This is a genomic window from Dokdonia sp. LLG6352-1, assembly GCF_045055815.1.
Lineage (GTDB): Bacteria > Bacteroidota > Bacteroidia > Flavobacteriales > Flavobacteriaceae > Dokdonia > Dokdonia donghaensis.
Map to the genome: position 1 here is coordinate 2432107 of NZ_CP159329.1, position 22088 is coordinate 2454194.

At 38.8% G+C, this 22088-nt stretch carries 19 protein-coding genes; 10 read left to right on the forward strand and 9 right to left on the reverse strand.

What is annotated here, in order from left to right; translation table 11 throughout:
• Nucleotides 1-25: 25 nt before the first annotated feature.
• The 4 genes from hisS (at nucleotide 26) to ABVM49_RS10935 (ending at nucleotide 6678) form a co-directional block, all read left to right on the forward strand.
• On the forward strand, nucleotides 26-1408 hold the full coding sequence (gene hisS / locus ABVM49_RS10920; RefSeq protein ID WP_405201916.1) for a histidine--tRNA ligase: 1383 nt from the start codon (nucleotides 26-28) through the stop codon (nucleotides 1406-1408).
• A gap of 66 nt (nucleotides 1409-1474) precedes the next feature.
• Nucleotides 1475-3901 carry a YfhO family protein gene (locus tag ABVM49_RS10925; RefSeq protein WP_405201918.1) on the forward strand — a complete coding sequence of 809 codons (2427 nt, stop codon included), beginning with the start codon at nucleotides 1475-1477 and terminating at the stop codon, nucleotides 3899-3901.
• A complete protein-coding gene (locus tag ABVM49_RS10930; protein WP_405201920.1) occupies nucleotides 3901-5184 on the forward strand; it encodes a glycosyl transferase family 1 in 1284 nt (427 codons plus the stop codon). Before ABVM49_RS10925 ends, ABVM49_RS10930 begins: the two co-directional genes overlap by 1 nt.
• A gap of 9 nt (nucleotides 5185-5193) precedes the next feature.
• Entirely contained in the window at nucleotides 5194-6678 is a 1485-nt protein-coding gene (locus ABVM49_RS10935; protein WP_405201921.1) for a lipopolysaccharide biosynthesis protein, read from the forward strand.
• Nucleotides 6679-6777: 99 nt separating this feature from the next.
• Here ABVM49_RS10935 and ABVM49_RS10940 read toward each other — a convergent pair whose 3' ends face one another.
• From ABVM49_RS10940 to ABVM49_RS10950, 3 genes are all read right to left on the reverse strand, one after another.
• Nucleotides 6778-7335 carry a hypothetical protein gene (locus tag ABVM49_RS10940; protein WP_405201923.1) on the reverse strand — a complete coding sequence of 186 codons (558 nt, stop codon included), beginning with the start codon at nucleotides 7333-7335 and terminating at the stop codon, nucleotides 6778-6780.
• Nucleotides 7336-7579: 244 nt separating this feature from the next.
• The gene (locus ABVM49_RS10945; RefSeq protein ID WP_405201925.1) at nucleotides 7580-7990 is read right to left on the reverse strand and encodes a thiol-disulfide oxidoreductase DCC family protein; all 411 of its coding nucleotides are present in this window, start codon (nucleotides 7988-7990) and stop codon (nucleotides 7580-7582) included.
• A 15-nt stretch (nucleotides 7991-8005) separates the two neighbouring features.
• Complete coding sequence (locus ABVM49_RS10950) at nucleotides 8006-10183, reverse strand: endonuclease MutS2 (protein WP_299148861.1); 2178 nt, start codon at nucleotides 10181-10183, stop codon at nucleotides 8006-8008.
• A gap of 118 nt (nucleotides 10184-10301) precedes the next feature.
• Between ABVM49_RS10950 and ABVM49_RS10955 the strand changes: the two genes are divergently transcribed.
• A complete protein-coding gene (locus tag ABVM49_RS10955; RefSeq protein WP_405201927.1) occupies nucleotides 10302-10967 on the forward strand; it encodes a uracil-DNA glycosylase in 666 nt (221 codons plus the stop codon).
• 258 nt (nucleotides 10968-11225) lie between these two features.
• Here the strand turns inward: ABVM49_RS10955 and ABVM49_RS10960 are convergent, their stop codons facing one another.
• The 6 genes from ABVM49_RS10960 to ABVM49_RS10985 are packed head-to-tail and all read right to left on the reverse strand — an operon-like array spanning nucleotide 11226 to nucleotide 17315.
• Nucleotides 11226-12077, reverse strand: a complete 852-nt coding sequence (locus tag ABVM49_RS10960; protein WP_405201929.1) for a substrate-binding domain-containing protein — start codon at nucleotides 12075-12077, stop codon at nucleotides 11226-11228.
• A 3-nt stretch (nucleotides 12078-12080) separates the two neighbouring features.
• A complete protein-coding gene (gene ppk1, locus ABVM49_RS10965) occupies nucleotides 12081-14135 on the reverse strand; it encodes a polyphosphate kinase 1 (RefSeq protein ID WP_405201931.1) in 2055 nt (684 codons plus the stop codon).
• A gap of 54 nt (nucleotides 14136-14189) precedes the next feature.
• Entirely contained in the window at nucleotides 14190-15065 is an 876-nt protein-coding gene (locus ABVM49_RS10970; protein WP_405203674.1) for a nucleoside phosphorylase, read from the reverse strand.
• A 1-nt stretch (nucleotide 15066) separates the two neighbouring features.
• Nucleotides 15067-15996 carry a DUF1835 domain-containing protein gene (locus tag ABVM49_RS10975; RefSeq protein WP_405201933.1) on the reverse strand — a complete coding sequence of 310 codons (930 nt, stop codon included), beginning with the start codon at nucleotides 15994-15996 and terminating at the stop codon, nucleotides 15067-15069.
• 33 nt (nucleotides 15997-16029) lie between these two features.
• Nucleotides 16030-16362 (reverse strand): translation initiation factor, encoded by a 333-nt coding sequence (locus tag ABVM49_RS10980; RefSeq protein WP_035324927.1) that lies wholly within the window; start codon nucleotides 16360-16362, stop codon nucleotides 16030-16032.
• A 2-nt stretch (nucleotides 16363-16364) separates the two neighbouring features.
• On the reverse strand, nucleotides 16365-17315 hold the full coding sequence (locus tag ABVM49_RS10985; RefSeq protein WP_405201934.1) for an isopenicillin N synthase family dioxygenase: 951 nt from the start codon (nucleotides 17313-17315) through the stop codon (nucleotides 16365-16367).
• 250 nt (nucleotides 17316-17565) lie between these two features.
• On the opposite strand from ABVM49_RS10985, the gene ABVM49_RS10990 reads away from it, so the two are divergent.
• From ABVM49_RS10990 to ABVM49_RS11010, 5 genes are all read left to right on the forward strand, one after another.
• Nucleotides 17566-18210 (forward strand): SDR family oxidoreductase, encoded by a 645-nt coding sequence (locus tag ABVM49_RS10990; protein ID WP_405201935.1) that lies wholly within the window; start codon nucleotides 17566-17568, stop codon nucleotides 18208-18210.
• Between the two features lie 179 nt (nucleotides 18211-18389).
• Nucleotides 18390-20396, forward strand: coding sequence for a thiamine pyrophosphate-dependent enzyme (locus tag ABVM49_RS10995; RefSeq protein ID WP_405201936.1), 2007 nt, complete (start codon nucleotides 18390-18392; stop codon nucleotides 20394-20396).
• Nucleotides 20397-20610: 214 nt separating this feature from the next.
• A complete protein-coding gene (locus ABVM49_RS11000) occupies nucleotides 20611-20772 on the forward strand; it encodes a DUF1328 family protein (RefSeq protein WP_021778916.1) in 162 nt (53 codons plus the stop codon).
• Nucleotides 20773-20848: 76 nt separating this feature from the next.
• Nucleotides 20849-21334 (forward strand): lipocalin family protein, encoded by a 486-nt coding sequence (locus tag ABVM49_RS11005; RefSeq protein WP_405201937.1) that lies wholly within the window; start codon nucleotides 20849-20851, stop codon nucleotides 21332-21334.
• A 26-nt stretch (nucleotides 21335-21360) separates the two neighbouring features.
• Nucleotides 21361-22071 carry an OmpA family protein gene (locus ABVM49_RS11010; RefSeq protein ID WP_021778918.1) on the forward strand — a complete coding sequence of 237 codons (711 nt, stop codon included), beginning with the start codon at nucleotides 21361-21363 and terminating at the stop codon, nucleotides 22069-22071.
• Nucleotides 22072-22088 lie beyond the last annotated feature (17 nt).

Genomic DNA, 22088 nt, shown 5'->3' on the forward strand with positions numbered 1-22088 from the left:
ACCTTAAAGAATACGACTGTAACATATGAGTACAAAACCTTCTATACCTAAAGGAACCAGAGATTTTTCACCAGAAGAAGTTGCAAAGCGCAGCTATATTATGAACACCATACGCACGCAGTTTCAGCGTTTTGGTTTTCAACCTATCGAGACGCCTAGTTTTGAAAACAGCAGCACTTTGATGGGTAAGTACGGAGAAGAAGGTGATCGCTTGATATTTAAGATTCTTAATAGTGGTGACTATTTACGTAAGGTAAAGGATGACGCTTTCGCGAAAGCGGATTCAACCGCACTCACACCACAAATCTCAGAAAAAGCCCTCCGTTACGACCTTACGGTACCCTTCGCACGCTACGTAGTACAGCATCAAAATGATATTGTATTCCCATTCAAGCGTTTCCAGATGCAACCTGTATGGAGAGCAGATCGCCCACAGAAAGGACGTTTCCGCGAGTTTTATCAGTGTGATGCAGATGTGGTTGGTAGTGATTCTTTATGGCAAGAAGTGGAGTTTGTACAGTTGTACGATGCTGTTTTTAGCGCATTAAAGCTAGAGGGAGTTACTATAAAAATGAACAACCGCAAGGTACTTTCTGGTATTGCAGAGGTGATAGGCGCAAGTGATAAACTCATAGATTTTACCGTAGCGCTTGATAAGCTTGACAAAATAGGAGAAGAGGGCGTGACTAAAGAAATGCTTGCCAAAGGCATTACCCAAGAGGCGATAGATAAGGTAGCACCGCTATTTACACTATCTGGTTCTTTTGGAGATCAGCTAGCAACACTTAAAACCTTGCTGGCAGATTCTGAGACGGGAATGGAAGGAATAAACGAACTGCTATTTATTAATGATGCTATAGAAAATTTAGGTTTACATACTGCAACACTACAACTAGACGTAACATTAGCCCGCGGACTTAATTACTACACAGGAGCTATTTTTGAAGTAAGTGCTCCAGAAGGTGTAAAGATGGGAAGTATAGGTGGCGGTGGTCGCTATGCAGATCTTACAGGTATTTTTGGACTTAAAGATATGAGTGGTGTAGGGATCTCTTTTGGTCTAGATCGTATTTACCTTGTGATTGAGGAGCTAGGCTTATTTCCAGAAGAGGCGACAGAAGGTGTAAAAGTGTTTTTTGTAAACTTTGGTGATCAAGAAGCGGGTTATGCAATGCAAGCGATAAGCAAGCTACGTAAAGCAGGAATCTCAGCCGAGTTATATCCAGACGCCGTGACGAGCAATAAGCAGATGAAAAAGCAAATGACCTACGCAAACCGTCGTAATATTCCGTTTTTAGTACTAGCTGGAAAGGAAGAGATGGATGCAAAACAATACACGCTCAAAAATATGGCAGAAGGCTCACAAGAGACTGTAAACATAGATGAGCTAGTAGCAGCTTTGAAATAAAATTTAAACCGAGCCACCCTATAAGAACGGAAAGCTCTGTGACTAACGACTATTGACTTAACACCTATGAACATCGATTTTAAAAAACTCCTTCCTCATATTCTAGTTGTACTTGGCTTTATAGTCGTGGCGCTGGTTTACTTCAATCCGGTGTTATCTGGAAAGCGCATTTATCAAAATGATATTAAGCTCTATGAAGGGATGGCAAAGCAGCATCGTGACTTTAGAGCAGAGACGGGTGAAGAGACCTACTGGACTAATAGTGCCTTTGGAGGGATGCCTACCTACCAGATGGGAGCGAGGTTTGAGTATGATATGATGGATAAGTTGGACCGTGTGATTCGCTTCTTACCCCGCCCAGCAGATTATCTTTTTCTATATTTTATTTCTTTTTATGCATTAATGCTCGTAATGCGCGTTCCTTGGAAGCTCGCCGTAGTAGGTGCGCTTGCCTTTGGCCTGTCTACGTATCTCATTATTATTATAGGCGTAGGGCATAACTCAAAGGTGCACGCCATAGGGTATTTCCCGCTCGTACTTGCGGGTATTATACTTACGTATCAGAAAAGATACCTGTGGGGATTTTTACTCACTGCCGTAGCAATGGGGCTAGAAATACAGGCTAATCATTACCAGATGACCTATTATCTAGGGTTGTTATGTGTGATTTTAGGGATTGCATACCTCATAGATGCTATCAAGAAAAAACAACTTCCGCATTTCTTTAAAGCTTCGGGAATACTAGTAATTGCCGTACTATTAGGTCTCGCTACAAATGCAACCACCTTACTTGCTACTGCAGAGTATGCAGAGACAAGTATACGTGGTGAGCAATTATTAAAAGATGACCTAGCCAAAGACGCCGTAGAAGACGGTCTTGGCTTTGATTATATCACGCAGTGGAGTTATGGAAAGCTAGAGTCTCTCAATCTCATTGCATCAGATTTTATGGGAACCGGTACCGCTGCCGATTTGGGTCGTGATTCCGCTTTCGCGAAAAAGCTAAGCGAGCTTGGAGTACCTCCTAATGAAGTAAGTTACTATGCGCAAGGAACGAGATTGTACTGGGGAGAGCAACCCTTTGTAGAAGCTCCTCCATACCTTGGAGTAACAGTTTTTGCACTTGCATTATTAGGACTGTTTCTAGTAAATGGAAGATTGCGCTGGTGGTTACTAGCAGGTATGATTGTTTCCTTAGTACTGAGTTGGGGAAAGAACGTAGAAGGAATTACTCGTTTCTTTATTGACTACGTGCCATTATACAATAAGTTTAGGGCGGTTACGAGTATACAGGTGATTCTAGAATTACTGTTACCTATCGCTGCAATGGTAGGTTTACACAGATTTTTAAACGACCGAGTTGATCAAGCCGAAAAGCAAAAGAAGTTGCTCATCGCTATAGGTTCGCTAGCAGGTCTTTTTGTGATACTCTACCTTTTTAGCGGAAGCTTATTTAACCTACGCTCTGCCGCCGAAGGACAGATGGCCATCGAGCAACCAGAAATATTAAATGCCATAAAAGAAGATCGCCTCGCTGTATTAAAAAGTGATGTGTTGAGGTCTTTACTATTTGTGCTTTTTATAGGAACCGCTTTGTGGTTAACGCTTAAGAAAAAGATTTCAGAAAACATTGCAATAATAACCATTGGTGCGCTTATAGTTTTTGACCTTGTAGGGGTAGACAGACGTTCTGTAAATGAAGAAAACTTTATCACCCAGCGACAGTATGATCAAAACTTCCAGATTACTCCAGCAGATGAGGAGATGCTTAAGGATGATAGCTATTTCCGCGTGATTGATCTTGCTCGAGGATTTAATAATAGCCATACTTCGTACTATTTCAATTCGCTTAACGGATATTCTGCTGTACAACCGCGTACGATTGATGATTTATACACTCAGCAGATTGCTCAGGGTAATGCTGAGGTGCTTAATATGTACAATGTAAAATACATCCTTCAAGATAGTGAGCAGGGTATGGGGATAAGCAAAAACCCAGAAGCAAACGGTCCAGCTTGGTTTGTAAATGAGATACAGTACGTACCAGATTATAATGCAGAGTTTGAGGGGCTCACAAAAGTAGACACAAAAAATACAGTACTCATCCGTGAAGAATATCGTGAGGAACTAGGAAACTTCCAGCCGCAACGTGATAGCACGGCTGTGGTAAAAACACTGGAGGTACAACCTAACAAACTCGTGTACCAAGTAGAAAATGGAAGCGATGGTTTTATGGTTTTTGCAGAGAACTATTACAAAAATGGATGGATTGCCACTGTAGATGGTGAAGAAACTACTATTTTACCAGTAAACTATGCCTTGAGAGGTATTAAAGTACCTGCAGGCGCTCACGAAGTAGTAATGACTTTTGAGCCACAAGTGGTAAAAACCGGAGGGATGATTATGCTAGGCAGTAGTTTATTACTTTTCTTACTAGTTGCCGGAGGAATATTCTATACGGTAAAAAACCGTGATACAGAAGCACAGGCTTAATGAATAACAAGGTACTCATCATCGCATATTATTGGCCGCCCGCTGGTGGTCCTGGTGTGCAACGATGGCTCAAGTTTACAAAGTACCTGCCAGAATTTGACATAGAACCTATAGTTTACGTTCCAGAAAATCCTAGTTATCCTATCATAGATGATTCTTTGGTTGCTGAGGTTTCAGATAAGGTGACTGTGATTAAACAACCTATTAAAGAGCCGTATGGGTGGGCAAGTACGCTTTCGCGAAAGCAAACTAAAACCATTTCATCGGGTATTTTACCTAAAAAAGGAAAGCAGAGTTTGTTACAAAAAGCGATGCTCTACGTACGTGGTAATTTCTTTGTGCCAGACGCAAGAGTAGGGTGGGTAGCACCTTCTGTGACGTTTTTGAAAAAGTACATCAAAGAAAACGATATTGAAAAAATCATCACTACAGGACCTCCGCACAGTCTACATCTTATAGGTAACCAACTTAAAAACTGGAAACCCAATCTAAGTTGGCTAGCCGATTTTAGAGATCCGTGGACGACTATTGGGTATCACGATAAACTCCGAATGACCGCCAAAACAAAAGCGCGTCACAAGCAGTTAGAAAAGCAAGTACTCACCACTGCAGATCATATCATTGTAACCAGCCCAGGAACAAAAAGAGAATTTCAAGCGATTACCGAAAAACCTATTATCGTTATCACAAATGGTTTTGATGATAGAGTAATCACTCCGCATCAACCTACAGAGCGGTTTGTATTATCTCACATAGGTTCTTTACTCTCAGACCGTAATCCGCAGTTGTTGTGGAAGGTGTTGAGAGAATTATGTGATGAGTTACCAGCCTTTTCTAAAGCGTTAGAAATACAGCTTGTAGGGAAAGTAAGTCAAGAAATTATTGACGCAATAACGACAGCAGGTCTAGAGTCACAATTGAACCTTGTAGGTTATGTAAGTCATCAAGAAGCACAGCGATTACAAGAACAGGCAAATGCCTTGCTCCTCATAGAAATTAACGCCGAAAAGACAAAAGGTATCATTGCTGGAAAACTTTTTGAATACCTAAGCGCACAGCGACCAATAGTCGCTATAGGTCCAAAGGACGCAGATATAGGAGCTATTATAGAAAAAACAGCAACAGGTAGTTTTGTAGACTATAGTCAGGAAAAAAAGCTAAAATCAGTAATTGAAGCGTTATTTACTGGTGACTATAAGTATGCTAGTAATACAACTGAAGTAGCCAAATATCATAGGAGAGAGCTCACAGCACAATTGAATAATTTAATAGCGCAACTATAAAAGGAAACTGTGGGAATCGTATTAAAACAATCTTTTCAGAATCTTATCACAACCTACTTAGGTTTTGGTTTAGGTGCCTTAAATACATTGTTTTTGTACGTGAATTTTATGAGCGACACCTATTATGGTTTAGTAAGCTTTATTCTTTCTACGGCGTTTATTTTAGTGCCTTTTCTGGCTTTTGGGGTTCAAAATACAATAGTCAAGTTTTACTCATCTTTTGAGGGTGAAGATCAAGATCGGTTTCTAAGTTGGATGCTGGTTTTACCACTATTTTTAATTATTCCCATTACTGGAATCACGTATTTCTTACATCAACAAATTGCAGATTTCCTTTCGTCAAAAAATGAGATTGTTTCTGGCTACGTGTGGTATATCTTCATTATCGCCTTATCGTCGGCTTATTTTGAGATATTTTTCTCTTGGTCAAAAGTGCAGCTCAAAAGTACATTTGGTAATTTTTTAAAGGAGGTTTTTCATCGTTTGGGCGTGACCTTACTTCTTCTGTTACTGGCTTTTTCTATCATAAATGTGGATACTTTTTTAATGCTTACGGTTGCAATCTACGTAGTGAGAATGATTGTGATGCTGCTCTATGCCTTTGGACAACGAAAGCCTGTTTTTACGCTTTCGCGAAAGCGTAATCCCTCAAAACTTGATAGACAGCGCACCGCTATTATAAAGTATTCAACGCTTATCATAATTGCGGGTTCTGTGGCGACTTTGCTTATCGATATAGACAAGTTTATGATAGGTAAATATGTGGCGATAGAAAATGTAGCTTATTATGCAGTTGCTATCTACATCGCAACGGTAATAGGTGTGCCTGCGAGGGCAATGCACCAGATAACGTACCCGATGGTGGCAGGTATGCTCAATAATAAACAGTGGGAAGAAATGCGCATACTTTATAAGAAAAGTAGCCTGAGTTTATTAGTGATTTCTGGCTTGCTATTTTTACTTATATGCTGTAATATCAAAAGCCTTTACCTCATTGTAGGTCCCGCGTATGCGACGGCACTTTATGTAGTACTTTGTATAAGTGCTTCAAAACTTTTAGATAACTGTCTGGGTATAAATAATGCTATTGTATTTAATAGTGATTATTATCGCGTTGTACTGGCAATAGGTGTTGTGGCGGTAGTTGTAGCAGTAATTTTAAATATGGTGTTGATTCCTACACTGGGGATAAATGGTGCAGGAGTGGCAACGCTTATCGCAACAGTAGGCTATTCGCTTGCCAAATTACTTGTGGTGCAAGCCAAATTTAAAATGCAACCATTTTCTAAAAAGTCGCTATTAACCTTTGGAGTGATTGCTACCTTGTTTTGTGGGTTTTACTTTTGGGATTTTTCTTTTAATCCGCTAGTGGCAATAGCTGTAAAAGGCACTATGTTAGTAAGTATTTATCTTATACTTTCTTATAAGCTTAAACTTTCTTTAGATATTAATAACGCGATTGATAGCTTGCTTGGTACTGTGTTTAAAAGATAAAAACATTGCTTAGTGACATAGAAAAACCCCGATTTACAATTGTAAATCGAGGCTTTAACAAACCAACCAAAGTTATCGTTAGTATTTGAGGATGAACATTTATCCTCGTACATGTATTTTTTTATTCTTCTTAATCTTTATATTTCTTCCATTTGCACGCTGTGCTCTGTGAGTACGGTAGTTATAATCTACAAGATCTACAATACGACCTCTTCTATTATAAATTACCTTCATATCTCCTACACGATCTAGACGACCATTATTATATCTCAAGGCAACAGAACCTATTTGTCTTACTTTACCACGACGGTTGTAATCTATGAGATTGCGACCTACTTTATAAATTTCACCGTAACGGTTATACTTTACAAAAGTGTTATTTCTGTAAGGATATGTTACACCATAGGCGTGTCCTGGCGTTCCTTGATTAAAACCTCTGCGCCCTTGTGTGCGAGTTTGATATCTATTACCACGTTGTGTAAAATCAAACTGTCCATTTGTATATACCTCAAAGGTGATACCTCGCTCAGTAAATGTGATAGACTGTGGTACATTGTAACGTGGCCCTCTTTCTGTAGTGTGATCGAGATCTGTCACTGTGTTTGCTTGTGCAGTCATTCCTCCTAGAAACAATACCGCGATTAATAGCTTTTTCATAATATAAAAGTATTAGGGTTGATACGTTACCGTCTTTCGGTGTACGCTTGCTAATTAGTTTGCAATCAGCGTGCCAGAAATGTAAAAACCTTGTTACGTGCAGTGTTTATAGGTATTCACGCTTTCGCGAAAATGTACTCGGTATGAATTTTAGAAATTGAAAAACGCTATTTCAAAACTTTTATAATCAGAAAAGCGCTATTTAATGATATAAATAACGCTTTCTTTTAATAATGGATTTTCACTACATAGGTGTAGTGTCCAAAAACTTACTCTTAAGCTCTGGAGTAGGAATCATACAGGCTTCTTTTTTTCCAAACCATCTGTAGCGATTACGAGCAATAAAGTCATAAACCGCATCACGCAAGAATTTCGGAAGAATTAAAAACACAGCAAGCAAAGGCCAGCCCGCAGAGAGATGCTTTGCAATACGAAGCGCAGCCGTAGATTTTGCATAGGCTTTATCTTCAGTCACTAAAATGATAGAGTCTACCTTATCAAGGTCTATATGATGTTTTGCAGCAAGTTCTTTTCCTATCTCGCTTTGCAATGGAGCATATCTAAATAGATCCTTCTTATCACGCTGTATGATAAAGGTGATGGCCCCGTTGCATAAATTACAAACTCCGTCAAAAAGGATGATTTTTTTAGTCATATTAATGATAGGCTATTACTTAGCATTCTTCTTTTTGCGTTGTACGAGCTCTAGTTGTTCTAGAGAAACATTTGTGGTAAACATTCCGTAATCTACGGTGGCTTTGCCTTTTTCTATACTATCTATCACTCCCACAGCCTTACCATCAAACATACGCACGCGATCTCCTTCTCTTAAAATCACCTTTGGTTTTACAACCTCTGGTGCTGTTTTCTTAGCCTCTTTCTTTTTCTCACGTATGACTTTTACGTGCTTTTCGGCTTCTTTTTTTGTGGCGATTGCTTTGGCTTTTTCTGCCTTGGCTTGTTTTGCACTTTGTTTTTTACGCTTACTATTTTCTATCTGTACGATTTTCATAAACTCGGCTACGAGTTCGCGTTTTTTCTTATCGTGATAGAATTTCTTGCTTATGCCATCTAGCTTTGTACCTAAGTAAATTAAGCGCTGGTTGCTGTCATAGAGTTCTTGGTAAGCCTCTAGCTTGCTTTGTACTTTCTCGTTTATTTCGGCGAGTTGAGCTTTTTCTTTTGCGGCTTGTTGTTCCTTCGCTTTAAGCGAACTAGTAGTTTTTGAGAGTTTGCTGCGCTCCTTTTGTAGGTTTGCAATACTCTTGTCAAAACGTATTTTGCCACGCTCTACCTTTTTCTTAGAACGATTTATAAGCGAGTAGGGGATGCCATTTTTTTGTGCCACTTCAAAGGTAAAAGAGCTTCCCGCTTCTCCCATATGTAGCTTAAATAGTGGCTCCAGCGTGCGTGCGTCAAAGAGCATATTTGCATTTACAATCTCTGGTGTCTCGTTTGCCATCATCTTGAGATTTGCATAGTGCGTCGTGATAATACCAAAAGCCTCACGCTCGTGAAAAACCTCAAGAAACGTTTCTGCCAGCGCACCACCCAGCTCAGGATCTGACCCTGTACCAAACTCATCTATAAGGATAAGCGTGTTTTTATCACACTTCTTAAGGAAGTAGTTCATATTCTTAAGGCGGTAGCTGTAGGTACTTAAGTGATTTTCTATACTCTGGTTATCACCTATATCTGTAAGAATCTTATTAAACAAGCACATTCTAGAATACTCGTGTACCGGTATAAGCATACCACTTTGTAGCATTACTTGCAACAGCCCTACGGTTTTTAAAGTGATACTCTTACCGCCGGCATTAGGCCCAGAGATTACAATAATGCGACTCCCTTGATCTAGGTGTATGTCTTGCGGATACGTCTTCTCATTTTTTGCATTGTTATTAAGAAGAAGTAGTGGGTGATAGGCATCTTTTATGGTAAGTTCCCTATCTGTAGTAATTTTAGGAAGTAGGCCATTTAGCTTTTCGGCATACTTCATTTTTGCGGCAATGACATCTATGTCGCTCAGTAGCTCTTGATACTCCTCAAATAGCGGGATAAAAGGTCGCATCGCATTAGTAAGTTCTTTAAGAATACGTTTTACCTCCTCATCTTCCTCAAAAATAAGGTTGTTAAGTTCGCGCTGCGCCTGTAGCGTAGCTTCTGGTTGTATATAGGTGATGCTTCCCGTTTTTGAGCTACCCATAATAGAACCTTTTACCTTACGTCTATGCATAGCCGTAACAGCAAGTACACGCACATTATCTACTATAGTCTCGCGTATATCATCTAGATAACCATAACCAGCATACTGCCCCAGCGCGCTAGAGAAGCTCGAGTTTATGCGACCCTTAGTTTGGTTAATCGCTCGGCGTAAAGTGCCTAGGGTAGGTGTTGCATCATCGCGCACCTCACCATACTTATCTATAATTCTTGTGACAGCATCTATAATCGCTGTGGTATACTCTGTTTCCCTCACCGTATTATAAAGCGTAGGGTAGAGTTCTTCAAACTTTTTAAAAAACTTGAGGTGAATATTTACTGTCTCAGAGATGCTAGATAGTTTTTTAAAACTCCCTTTCTCGAGGGTACTATCTTCTATGGCTAGGTATTTTAACTCGTGGTCAAGACTATCAAAGCCGTGATTAGGTATTGCACTATCTGCGGTTCTAGAAGACAGATACTCATTAGTCTGATGAAGGCCAAAAAGCGCTTGCTTAGGTGTAGGGTAAGGTTCTATGGTGAGCGCTTTTGCTTTACCTTTTTCTGTCGTACAACGCTCAGAAACCTGCTCACAAACAATATCAAATTCTAAGTCTTGAAGTGTCTTTTTATTGATTTTTATCATAGGGATCTCGCTTTCGCGAAAGCGTAATAGAACCACAACGGCTCTGTAATTATTTCTTTTTTCTCTAGCTTTGAGTTGTCTAATAGCAATGACAAACTCTTATACAAAAATACGGATTATGCACGTAAATATAGAAGACAGCTGGAAGCAAGAACTCACTGCCGAATTTGAGAAGCCTTATTTTAAATCGCTGACCACATTTGTAAAGGAGGAGTATGCTACACGCACGTGCTATCCGCCGGCTGGGGAGATTTTTTCTGCCTTTGATCATTGCCCTTTTGATAAGGTAAAAGTCGTGATTATAGGCCAAGATCCTTACCACGGAGCTGGACAGGCTAACGGACTTTGCTTTTCTGTGCAAGATGGCGTAGCGCATCCTCCATCACTTAAAAATATCTTTAAGGAGCTAGAAACAGATATGGGACTACCTACAGCAGTATCTGGTAATCTGGATAGGTGGGCAGCACAAGGAGTTCTACTTCTCAATGCAACGCTTACAGTAAGAGCAGCCGAGGCAGGATCTCATCAAAAGCAAGGCTGGGAGCAGTTTACAGATGCGGTGATAGATACGCTTTCGCGAAAGCGTGAAAACATCATTTTCTTACTCTGGGGAGGATTTGCCAAAAAGAAAGGTAGAAAGATAGATGCGTCAAAACATTTTATCTTACTCTCTGGGCATCCATCACCACTAAGCGCAAACCGTGGTTACTGGTTTGGTAACAAGCATTTTAGTAAGGTAAATGAGATTTTATTGAGTAAAGGAGAAGCACCAATAAACTGGTAAAACAAGACATAAAAAAAACGACGCCGAAAATTTGAATTAGCTTTCAGCGCCGTTCTTAACTTAATATATAATTAGCTTACTCTTCTTCCTCAGTTTCTACTTCAGACCCCTTGTTGCAAGAAAATTGCAGCAGTAAAAAATTTACAGCGACTAGAATTCCTATAACAATAAAAAATGTCGTCATCTAGGGTATTGAAAGTTGGTTGTTGTGCTATAGATGCACAGAAATAGGAATGGTTGCGTATAAAATCAAAAAAATTATAAATTAATCTTAAATTTATTTATATCTATTTGATTATCAATCATTTTTAGATCAAATATTTTAGACTGTACACGTGTTAATTCTTCGTCTGTAATCTGTTTTTGAGACCAAGTAGTCATAGATAGCCATTGCTGTATGTCTTCTAGTTGTTGCTCGTATCTATTTGCTAGGGTACGGTCTATAGATGGTATTTTCTTAAAATCTGCTGTAACGGTATTAATTACATCTAGCACAATCTTTATTGATGCCTTATGTTCCTCTATAAACGACTCTCTACCCGCAATTACAAAACAACTCCAAGGAGTAGGAAAGTCACCTAGACGTCTAAAGACTCCATTATCTACAATGGGTTTTGTGGTAAAATGTTCCCACATAAAATAGTCTGCAGTACCTTCAGTGAGTGCTTCTATAGCCCCGTCTAATGTGTTAATCACATTAAACTTAAGAGCGCCAGTATCCCAGCCGCGCTGTTCTGCTTGTACGTGTGCCATTACGTGAGAGCCAGACCCATAACGGCTTATGGCACAGGTTGCGTTCTCAAGTTCTTCTATAGATGTAAACTCACTCTTTGCACCTACGTGTACTCCCCATTGTAAAGGTGATGATACGTAGACTTGCAATATTTTTGATGGATTGCCATTTGCTATGTCTTTTATTATTCCTCCTGTGAGGATAACCGCAAGATCAATCTCTTTGTTGCGCAGCGCCTTATTCATTGCACCAGTTCCTTCTGGAAACATTATCCACTCTAGATCTATGCCGTGGTGATCAAACATCCCATCTTCTATAGCAAGGTGCCAAGGGAGGTTAAAGTGTTCTGGTACTCCGCCTATGCGTATTTTAATCATATATTAGGTATGCTTATGCTTTAAGTAGTCAAAAATAGCATATTGTGACCTAATAGGGGTTTTATTTTTATCTTGGATTTTTACATACGAGTTTGTAGCCTCAGCATCTTGTATGCGGGCTTTAACAGTATCTGCCAGTTGTAGTTTAAATATATCTAGCAACTCTTTCTTACAATCTGGTTGTGTGATAGGTACTAGTACTTCTATACGTCTATCTAAGTTGCGCGTCATAAGGTCTGCACTTCCCATATACACTTGCTCCTCACCGCCGTGATAAAAATAGTAGATGCGACCGTGCTCTAAGTATCTATCTAATATAGAGGTAATATAAATGTTTTGACTCAAGCCAGGTATACCAGGGACTAGAGAAGTAAACCCTCTTACCAGCATACGTATTTTTACTCCGGCCTGACTAGCCTTATACAGTAATTGAATCATCTCTTTATCCTCGAGACTGTTGATTTTTATTTTAATTTCTGCCTTTTGTCCTGCTTGAGCATATTCTATCTCATCATATATAAGTTTTTCAAAAGTGCGACGTGTGGTAAAAGGGCTTACTAGCAAGTGTTTGTTGCGCGGTACAATAAGGTCTCCCTGTAACACTTTAAATACTCTATCGAGTTCTTTACTTAACTTTTTATCTGCAGAGAATAAACCGTGATCTGCATAAATTTTTGAGGTTTTTGCATTAAAATTACCTGTACCTATGTAGATGTATCTTCTGTTTTTTTCGTCCTCAAGACGTTTTATTAGTAATATTTTAGAATGTACTTTTATTCTTGGGTAACTGTAAATGACTACAGCACCTTTTTCTTCAAATTTTCTACCCCATTTTATATTGTTCTCTTCGTCAAAGCGTGCTTTGGCTTCTATAAAAATAAACACCTTCTTACCGTTATCTAAAGCCTTAAGTAGCGCAGTTGTAAGTGGTGACTCATTTGCAACACGATAAAGCGATATTTTTATTTCGGTAACAGCTGGATCTATAGAAGCTTGTTCTATAAGACGTTCAACATAGTGAAAGGACATAAAAGGAAAATGGACCAGATGATCGCGCTCTTTTAATGCTGTAAAATAATCGTCTGTATGGGCTAGCGTGCCGTGTGGTATGGAAGGTTGTTCTCGATAATGAAGTTTTGGGTTATCTGTCGGATCGGGAAAACTAAAAAAATCATTAAAGTTATGATAACGACCTCCTGGCATCATATCTACCTTACCCACATTGAGCAATTTTCTTAAGCGCTTTGCATCGTTCTTGTCCATAGATGCATCGTAGAGTAGACGAGTGGGCTGTCCTTTATGTCTTCGTTTTAACGATTCATAAATACGCTCTGCAAGTATACCATCTACCTCATCATCCAGGTATAGCTCTGCATCTCTTGATATTTTCACCTCGTAAATTCCTCTAACAGTTTGTGCAGGGAAAATTTCCTTCATCTTGTGATGAATGATATCGTCTATAAATGTTAGATAGTGAGCTCCGTTTTCATTATAAAGATTAATAAAACGATTTATTTTATCTGAAGGGATATTTACAAATCCTACCTTTTGAGTATCCTTAAATAGCACGTAAAAATAAAGCGCTTGATCCTGCAAGAAGATATCGCCTTGAGTTACATCTACTATGGTTACCTCTAGAAGTGGTTGTATTACTTGGTTGTAAAAGTTGTCTATTAAATCAAAATGCTTTTCTGTATATGATTTTGAGGTAAGTAGGTGTATGTTATTTGCTTTAAGCTCTGGTATGATATGTAACCTAAAGACTTTACCAAAACGCTCCTGCTGAGTATGTACAGTTTTTTTTATCTCCTTTACAATCTTATTAGGTCGTAGTGTGAGTTCTTTACGTATCTTCTTTTTTACACGTTTAAGCTGGCGTAGTTGTGACACGCGCACACGAAAAAACTCATCCAGATTAGTAGAGTAAATAGCAAGAAACTTGAGGCGCTCATAAAGCGGATTATTCTCTACATCTTCTGCCTCTTGTAATACACGCTCATTAAAAGCAAGCCAGTTTATATCGCGATGCTTAAAATTAGTTTCATCTAGATTAGTCATAGGGCATTTTTCTCAAAAGTACAAAAGCGACGTCCCTACAGTTTTAATTAAGTGTTAAATACGGTCTAAAACCTCTTCTATAAGCTTTTCGGTTTGTGCTGTAGGTTGTGTGCTAAAGGTTTTATTAACTCTATTTGCCAGGATACAATTAAGAGATATAGCTCGATGTCCCAGTAATTTTGCGAGCCCGTAAATTCCAGAAGTTTCCATTTCTAGATTTGTAACGCGCAGGTTGAGTCCGCTTTCGCGAAAGCTAAAAGAACCCAATTTATCATTCATCTCAACGTCACTCGTCTTAAGTCTAAGCATTCTACCTTGAGGCGCATAAAAACCTATGTTTGTAGCAGTAAAACCTTGGTAAAAATCTGGCTCATTAAATTTTGCTGCTAGCGTTTCATCACAAGAAACTACGTAAGGAGCACTCTTTTCTGGAGCCCAGTCAATATGTTTTATAAACGCTTCTTGTACCTCAAAGTGCTGTATGTGCTTACTATCATAAAAATGTAAAAGCGCATCAAGTCCCATTGCGTAACGACTTATTAAAAACGAGTCTACGGGGATGTCTTTTTGAATCGCCCCACTGGTACCAATACGTATAATATCAAGTGTTGTGTGCATATCTTTTACAGCTCTAGTCTCTAGATCTATATTTACAAGAGCATCTAGTTCATTAAGGACAATATCAATATTATCTGTACCTATACCGGTTGATATGACGGTAATCTCTTTTCCTTTATAGGTTCCAGTAGTAGTTTTAAACTCTCTCTTTTGTGTTGTAAATCGTATACTGTCAAAGTACTTTGTAACCGTATCTACACGATCTGGATCACCTACGGTGATAATTGTTGTAGCAATATCTTGCGGTTTAATATTTAGATGATAGATACTCCCGTCTGGGTTGAGTATAAGTTCTGAAGAGGCTATGGCCATATTATAATTTTGTAAGCTGGTGGTTATTTTCATCATAGGTGTAATCATATTTTGATACACCACCTAGGTTGCAAGAATAAGCGATTTTTTGAAATACATTTTTACCCGTATCCAGAATGTTATTAGACTCTTCTGTGAGAGTAAGTACATCATTCTCGAGGATGAAAAATGGTCGCATTCTAGTAATCATTTTAAATATTTGTATATCTCCATACCCATAGTAACCTTGGTAATTGAGCATATAACCACAAAGTTGTTTTTCTGTTTTTATTTCATACTTGCGTATGAGTCTAAGCATATTTGTTTCCAGTGTATTAAGTCCACTCTGCACGTGCGGAAAACGCTCTTTGTGTGCACTTATACAGTTAGATAAATAGATGAAGCTAGCGTCTTTTGCACGCTGTGGTTTAAGTTTTAAGTGGTCATTACCACAATATAGTCTCCATAAATCATCTGCGAGAAAGATATCGTGGTTTGTAAGTGTAGTCTTGTCTTTATAATGGGCCAGTAGTTGCTGGTCAGATAATTGCGAGAGGCCTTTAAGCTCTTTTTCACCACTTACACGACCGCTACACACAAGTGAGACAATACCTTTGTAATTTATAGCACGTAAAAAACTTATACAGGCAAGCATATTAATATGACAAAAGAGATCATATTCAAACCATAAGACGACTTCTTCATATAAATGGGCATCTGCAATAATAGCTAGTTGACTCCCAAAGATATCATCATAAGATCCAGCGTGCTCCGGGTAATTTGATTCAAAAAAGGATATACGTGCCGCTCTAAACTCCTCACTGGCTAGGTTTGCCACTGTCTTACCTTCACACAGCATCTCTCGCCATACCGCATAATCACCTTTTACCTTAAGGGCAAGTAATCTATCATTAAGGCTATCGCCGTTTGTAACGTGTAAAAGCTTTGACATAGGGATGATGTATCTTAAGAGGAAGAAGTAAGCTTATCCGCCTACACGTTTAGTTTTAAAACCTTTATCTTTTAGAAAAGACATAATACGATCTCTATAATCACCTTGGATGATGATACTTTCATTTTTAAAACTACCACCTACACCTAGTAAAACTTTAATCTCTTTGGCAAGAATTTTAAAGTCTGAGGTAGCACCGGTATACCCCTCTATAATCGTGATAGGTTTTCCTTTACGTTTCTCGTATTTACAAATGAGAGGATCATCTTGTATCCAGAGTGTATCTTCTATGTCAAGATTTTCTGTAGCATCTTTTTCCGGAGTGTGATCCGGAAAAAGATTCTTTAATTGATCACTTAAGTCCATACTTATTCTTTAATCAACCCTATTTCTACAAGGCGCTGGTGTAAAAAGTCACCCGCTGTAATATCTTCAAAAGCCTTTGGGTGGTTTTCATCTACACACTCGTCAAGACAGTTAAGTTTCATATCCGACCTAGGGTGCATAAAGAAAGGAATACTATAGCGAGCCGTTCCCCATTGCTCTTTTGGAGGGTTTACCACACGGTGTATAGTAGAACGTAATTTATTATTAGTATGACGCTCTAGCATATCACCTACGTTTATTACAAGCTCATCTTCATTAGGTATGGCATCTATCCACTCGCCATCTTTACGTAGTACTTGTAATCCTCCGGCAGAGGCTCCCATAAGTAAGGTAATAAGGTTTATATCACCGTGAGCACCTGCACGTACGGCACCTTTAGGCTCTTCGGTAATAGGAGGGTAGTGTATAGGTCTTAAGATGCTATTTCCGTTTCTAGCCCAGTGGTCAAAATAAAACTCATCAAGACCTATATATAAGGCTAATGCACGTAGTACATAGATACCTGTTTTTTCTAGCATACGGTATGCTTCCATACCTTTTTCATTAAACGCTGGAACCTCGTTTACAATCACATTTTCTGGATACTCTTCAATAAGATTTGCATCTTCATCTGCCTCTTGTCCAAAATGCCAAAACTCTTTTAAGTCACCTTCTTTCTTTCCTTTTGCGTGTTCTTTACCAAAAGAAATATAACCGCGCTGGCCACCGCCACCTTCTATTTCATACTTCTTTTTTGTAGCCTCTGGAAGTGCAAAAAAGTCCTTTACATTCTTATATAAATCATCTACAAGCTCATCATCTAGAAAATGATTCTTAAGGGATACAAATCCTATTTCTTCATATGCCTTACCTATTTCTTGAACAAACTTATCCTTAGTTGCAGGATCATCGCTCAAAAAATCCTCAAGGTTTACACTTGGTATATTATTCATCTTGTAATCTTTACTGTTTGTTACGAAGGTAAGGAATTTTAGAGGCTTAACAGCGTTTTTCACATTTTGGAGGCTCAAATTGTTAGTAACTTTTTGTGCGCTTTCGCGAAAACGTATTGCAACACATTAGCACTTTCTTTATGTTAATTTCATTAGTAATTGATTCTCAAAATGGAACTTTCATACTAAATCGGAGTTAAACCGATTAGTAATCTATGGTTTGCCGCCAGTATCTTTCTATCTTGAGGTTATGGAAAAGATATTAGTAGCAGGTGCCCACGGTACCACAGGAAAAAAAATAGTAAACCTTTTAAATGAATCACAATACTTCACACCTATAGCAATGGTGCGTAAGGAGGAGCAAAAATCTTTCTTTGCATCAAAGGGTATAGCAACAGTAATGGGAGATCTAGAAGAAGATGTGACTCCAGTATTTAACCAGCCTTATGATAAAGTACTTTTTGCAGCCGGATCTGGTGGTAAAAAAGTAGTAGCTGTAGACCAAGAAGGAGCAAAGAAGATGATAGATGCTTCAAAACAGAATAACATCAAGAAGTTTGTAATGCTAAGCTCTATGGGAGCAGACAACCCAGAGCAGGCAGAAGACTTACAAGAGTATCTTAAAGCAAAACATAATGCAGATGTGTATCTTAAAGACAGCGGTCTTAATTACACAATAGTGCGCCCAGGAAGCTTAACAAATGATGAGCTTACAAATAAAATTGAGCTACAAGAAAAGCTAGGAAAGCACGGAGAGATAAGTCGTAATGACGTAGCTCAAACGTTGGTACGCTCTCTTAACGATGATGTAGCAAATAGAGAAACTTTTGAAATTATAAAAGGAGATACGCTCATAGCAGACGCCTTAAATAAAGTAGAAGTAGAAGAGGCATAATCACTGCTTTTTAAATTATTTACAAATTTTATGAGAAGCTAGTAGCTCGTATGCATTACATATGAGTTACTAGCTTTTTTGCATATACGTACTTATTGATGAGCTTATTAGCTCAACATTTTACGGCAAGTCTTCGTTAGGCAATAATGATTACATTTGGTTATATCAAACACAACCTAATGGCTACGCATACAAAAACTACACTCTCATTTAATTATAATCGAGGTACTCTTGATGACAAAGTACTCTTGCAATTGTACAGAGCGATGCTCAAACCTCGTATGATAGAGGAGAAAATGCTCATCTTACTTAGACAAGGCAAAATCTCAAAATGGTTTTCTGGTATAGGCCAAGAGGCCATTTCTGTAGGAGTTACATCTGCAATGCGCGATGAAGAGTATATCTTGCCTATGCACCGTAACCTAGGAGTGTTTACCACGAGAGAGATACCGTTGTATAGATTGTTTACACAATGGCAGGGCAAAATGAGTGGTTTTACAAAAGGAAGAGACCGTAGTTTTCACTTTGGCACTCAAGAATACAATATTGTGGGAATGATATCTCATCTGGGACCTCAACTTGGTGTGGCAGACGGGATCGCTCTTGCTCATAAATTAAGAGAAGAGAAAGCCGTAACGGCCGTTTTTACAGGAGAGGGTGGTACGAGTGAAGGAGATTTTCACGAGGCGCTCAATGTAGCGTCTGTATGGCAGCTGCCCGTACTTTTTTGCATAGAGAATAACGGCTACGGACTCTCGACACCTACTAGAGAGCAGTATAATTGTGAGCATCTTGCTCACAGAGCTCAGGGCTACGGGATGGAGTCACACATTATAGATGGTAATAACATACTTGAAGTCTACACACAAATCTCAAAAATAACAGAAGACATACGTAATAACCCGCGACCGGTACTTATAGAGTTTAAAACCTTTAGAATGCGCGGTCACGAGGAAGCTAGTGGTACAAAATACGTACCTCAGGAGCTTATGGATATGTGGGCAAAGAAAGATCCGCTTAGTAATTATGAGGCCTATTTGGAGCAAGAAGGTATACTTTCGGCTACGGTAAAAGAACGGTATGCCGTTGAGATTAAAAATGAAATAAATGAACACCTAGAAAAGTCATATCAAGAGGAGCAAATCACTCCAGATCTCAACACAGAGATGGAAGATGTGTATGCACCTTTCCGCTTTCGCGAAAGCGTACCCAGTAACACTAAAGAAGAGCTAAGACTCATAGATGCTATCTCTCAAGGCTTGCGCCAGTCTATGGAGAAGTATGATGACCTTGTGATAATGGGGCAAGATGTGGCAGAGTATGGAGGCGTCTTTAAAATAACCGAAGGTTTTGTAGCGCAGTTTGGTAAAGAACGTGTGCGCAATACACCTATTTGTGAGAGCGCCATTGTTGAGACAGCAATGGGTCTTGCTATTAACGGAAAAAAAGCAATGATGGAAATGCAGTTTTCTGATTTTGCAACCTCGGGTTTTAATCCTATTGTAAACTACCTGGCTAAGTCACATTACAGATGGTCGCAACCGGCAGATGTCGTGGTGCGTATGCCTTGTGGTGCAGGAGTGGCGGCTGGACCTTTTCACTCTCAAACTAATGAAGCTTGGTTTACACATACACCAGGTCTTAAGGTGGTTTTTCCTGCTTTTCCGGCAGATGCCAAAGGATTACTTGCAACGGCTATAGAAGATCCAAATCCCGTACTATTCTTTGAGCATAAAAAGCTATACAGAAGTATAAGACAAGAAGTGCCTATAGATTATTACACAATCCCGTTAGGTAAGGCTGCACTGGTAAGAGAAGGGTCACAGCTTACCATCATCACCTACGGAGCAGGGGTGCACTGGGCGCTTGACTTATTAAATAAAAGAACAGAGTTATCTGTAGATCTTATAGACTTAAGAACTTTACAACCACTAGATAAGGAGAGCATCATCGCATCTGTCTGTAAAACGGGTAAGGCATTATTACTTACAGAAGATTCTGGCTTTGGGTCTATTATGTCAGATATTTCGGCACTTATAATGGAATCTTGTTTTGAGAAGCTAGATGCACCAGTAAAACGTGTGACAAGCTTAGATACACCTATTCCTTTTGATGCAAATCTAGAGCAGCAATACTTACCATTAGAGCGTCTAGAAGGTGTGCTTCAAGAGCTCATAGACTATTAAGAATTTAGAATAGATTATTATTTAAAAAGGGCTTCAAATATGAAGCCCTTTTTTTATGACGTTGAAAAATGTTAATGTTTTAAGTAAAAATGAGTTAAAAGAGAGAATCTTGGCTATCGGTTAACATTTAGCCGTTAAAGGCTGCTAAAGTCTGAAAAAAACGCAACAAATGGCGATACTTTTACACCATACTAATCAATAAAACAATCACATTATGTTACGTTACACAATCATATTTATTATTATCGCAATTATCGCTGCAATCTTTGGATTTGGTGGTATAGCCTCTGGAGCTGAGAGTATTGCAAAGATCTTATTCTTTATCTTCATTGTATTATTTGTATTATCATTAGTAAGTCGTTTATTTAAGAGATAATACGTACCTCTAGAAAATATCTGGCAATCTTTCATTTTTTTGAGAGATTGCCTTTTTACTTTAAAACCTAACTATTATGAAATATTTAAAAATGTCAATGCTAGTTGTAGTACTAGCTGTGATTACAAGTTGTGGTTCTACATCTGTTATTAAAGAATCAAAGAAAACACTTAAAGGAACCTGGACACTTAACGATGTGAGTTATGACCGTGCAGGCACTTATACTATAAACCTTTTGAACGATGCTTCTGAGGAGTGTATGGAAGGTAGTACTTGGAGATTTATACCTAATAATAATTTTGGAAACTATGAACTTTCGGGCGCAAGCTGCGATACCGAAAAAAGATACTTCGTTTGGTCTATACCTAATAACGAAGGTGATGAGATGAATTATGACATATTACTAAAGCCTACAGATGCAAAGATGAAATCTGAGACTAATACCGGTTTTAGAATAGCCATTTCTTACCTTTCTGATAGCCAGTTACAAATGACACAAACGGTAAATGTAGAGGGATCTCCTTTTAAAATCACAATGAATTTTACTAAGAACGCAGAGTAATTATAACACATCAAAAAATCATAAAAATGAAAAATATATTAAGAAATATAACGGTGGTAGCCCTTGGTGCTGCAATGCTTACAGGTTTTACTAGTTGTGAAGCGACAAAAAATGCTAATAATAAACAAAAAGGTGCTGTAATAGGTGCTACTGGAGGAGCCATACTAGGAGCCATTATAGGTAACAACGCTGGTAGCGGTGGTAATGGAGAACTAGGTGCAGTGATAGGTGGTGTAGTAGGCGGTGGTGCTGGTGTTCTTATTGGAAATAAAATGGACAAGCAGGCACAACAGATAGAGCAAGAAATACCAGGTGCAAGTGTCGAGCGTGTAGATGATGGTATCGTGGTGACATTTGATGAGAACTCTGGTGTGTATTTTGATACAGCCAAGTATAACATTAACGCAAATAGCCAGACTATGCTCAATAAACTGTCTAATATTATGAAAGAATACAACCAGACTAATGTTATTGTAGCAGGCCACACAGATAGTGTAGGATCTGATGCAAGCAACCTCACATTATCTCAAAACAGAGCAAACGCAGTTACAAATTATATGATAGGTACAGGGCTCTCTGCAGGGCGTTTTACAACTGTATGGTATGGAGAGGCGCAACCAGCAGCTAGTAATGATACAGCAGAGGGGAGAGCTCAAAATAGAAGAGTGCAACTTGCGATAGTGCCTAATGAGCAAATGAAAGAAGATGCAATAAATCAAGCTAACGGAGGTAATTAAGAACCAGCCTCAACAGA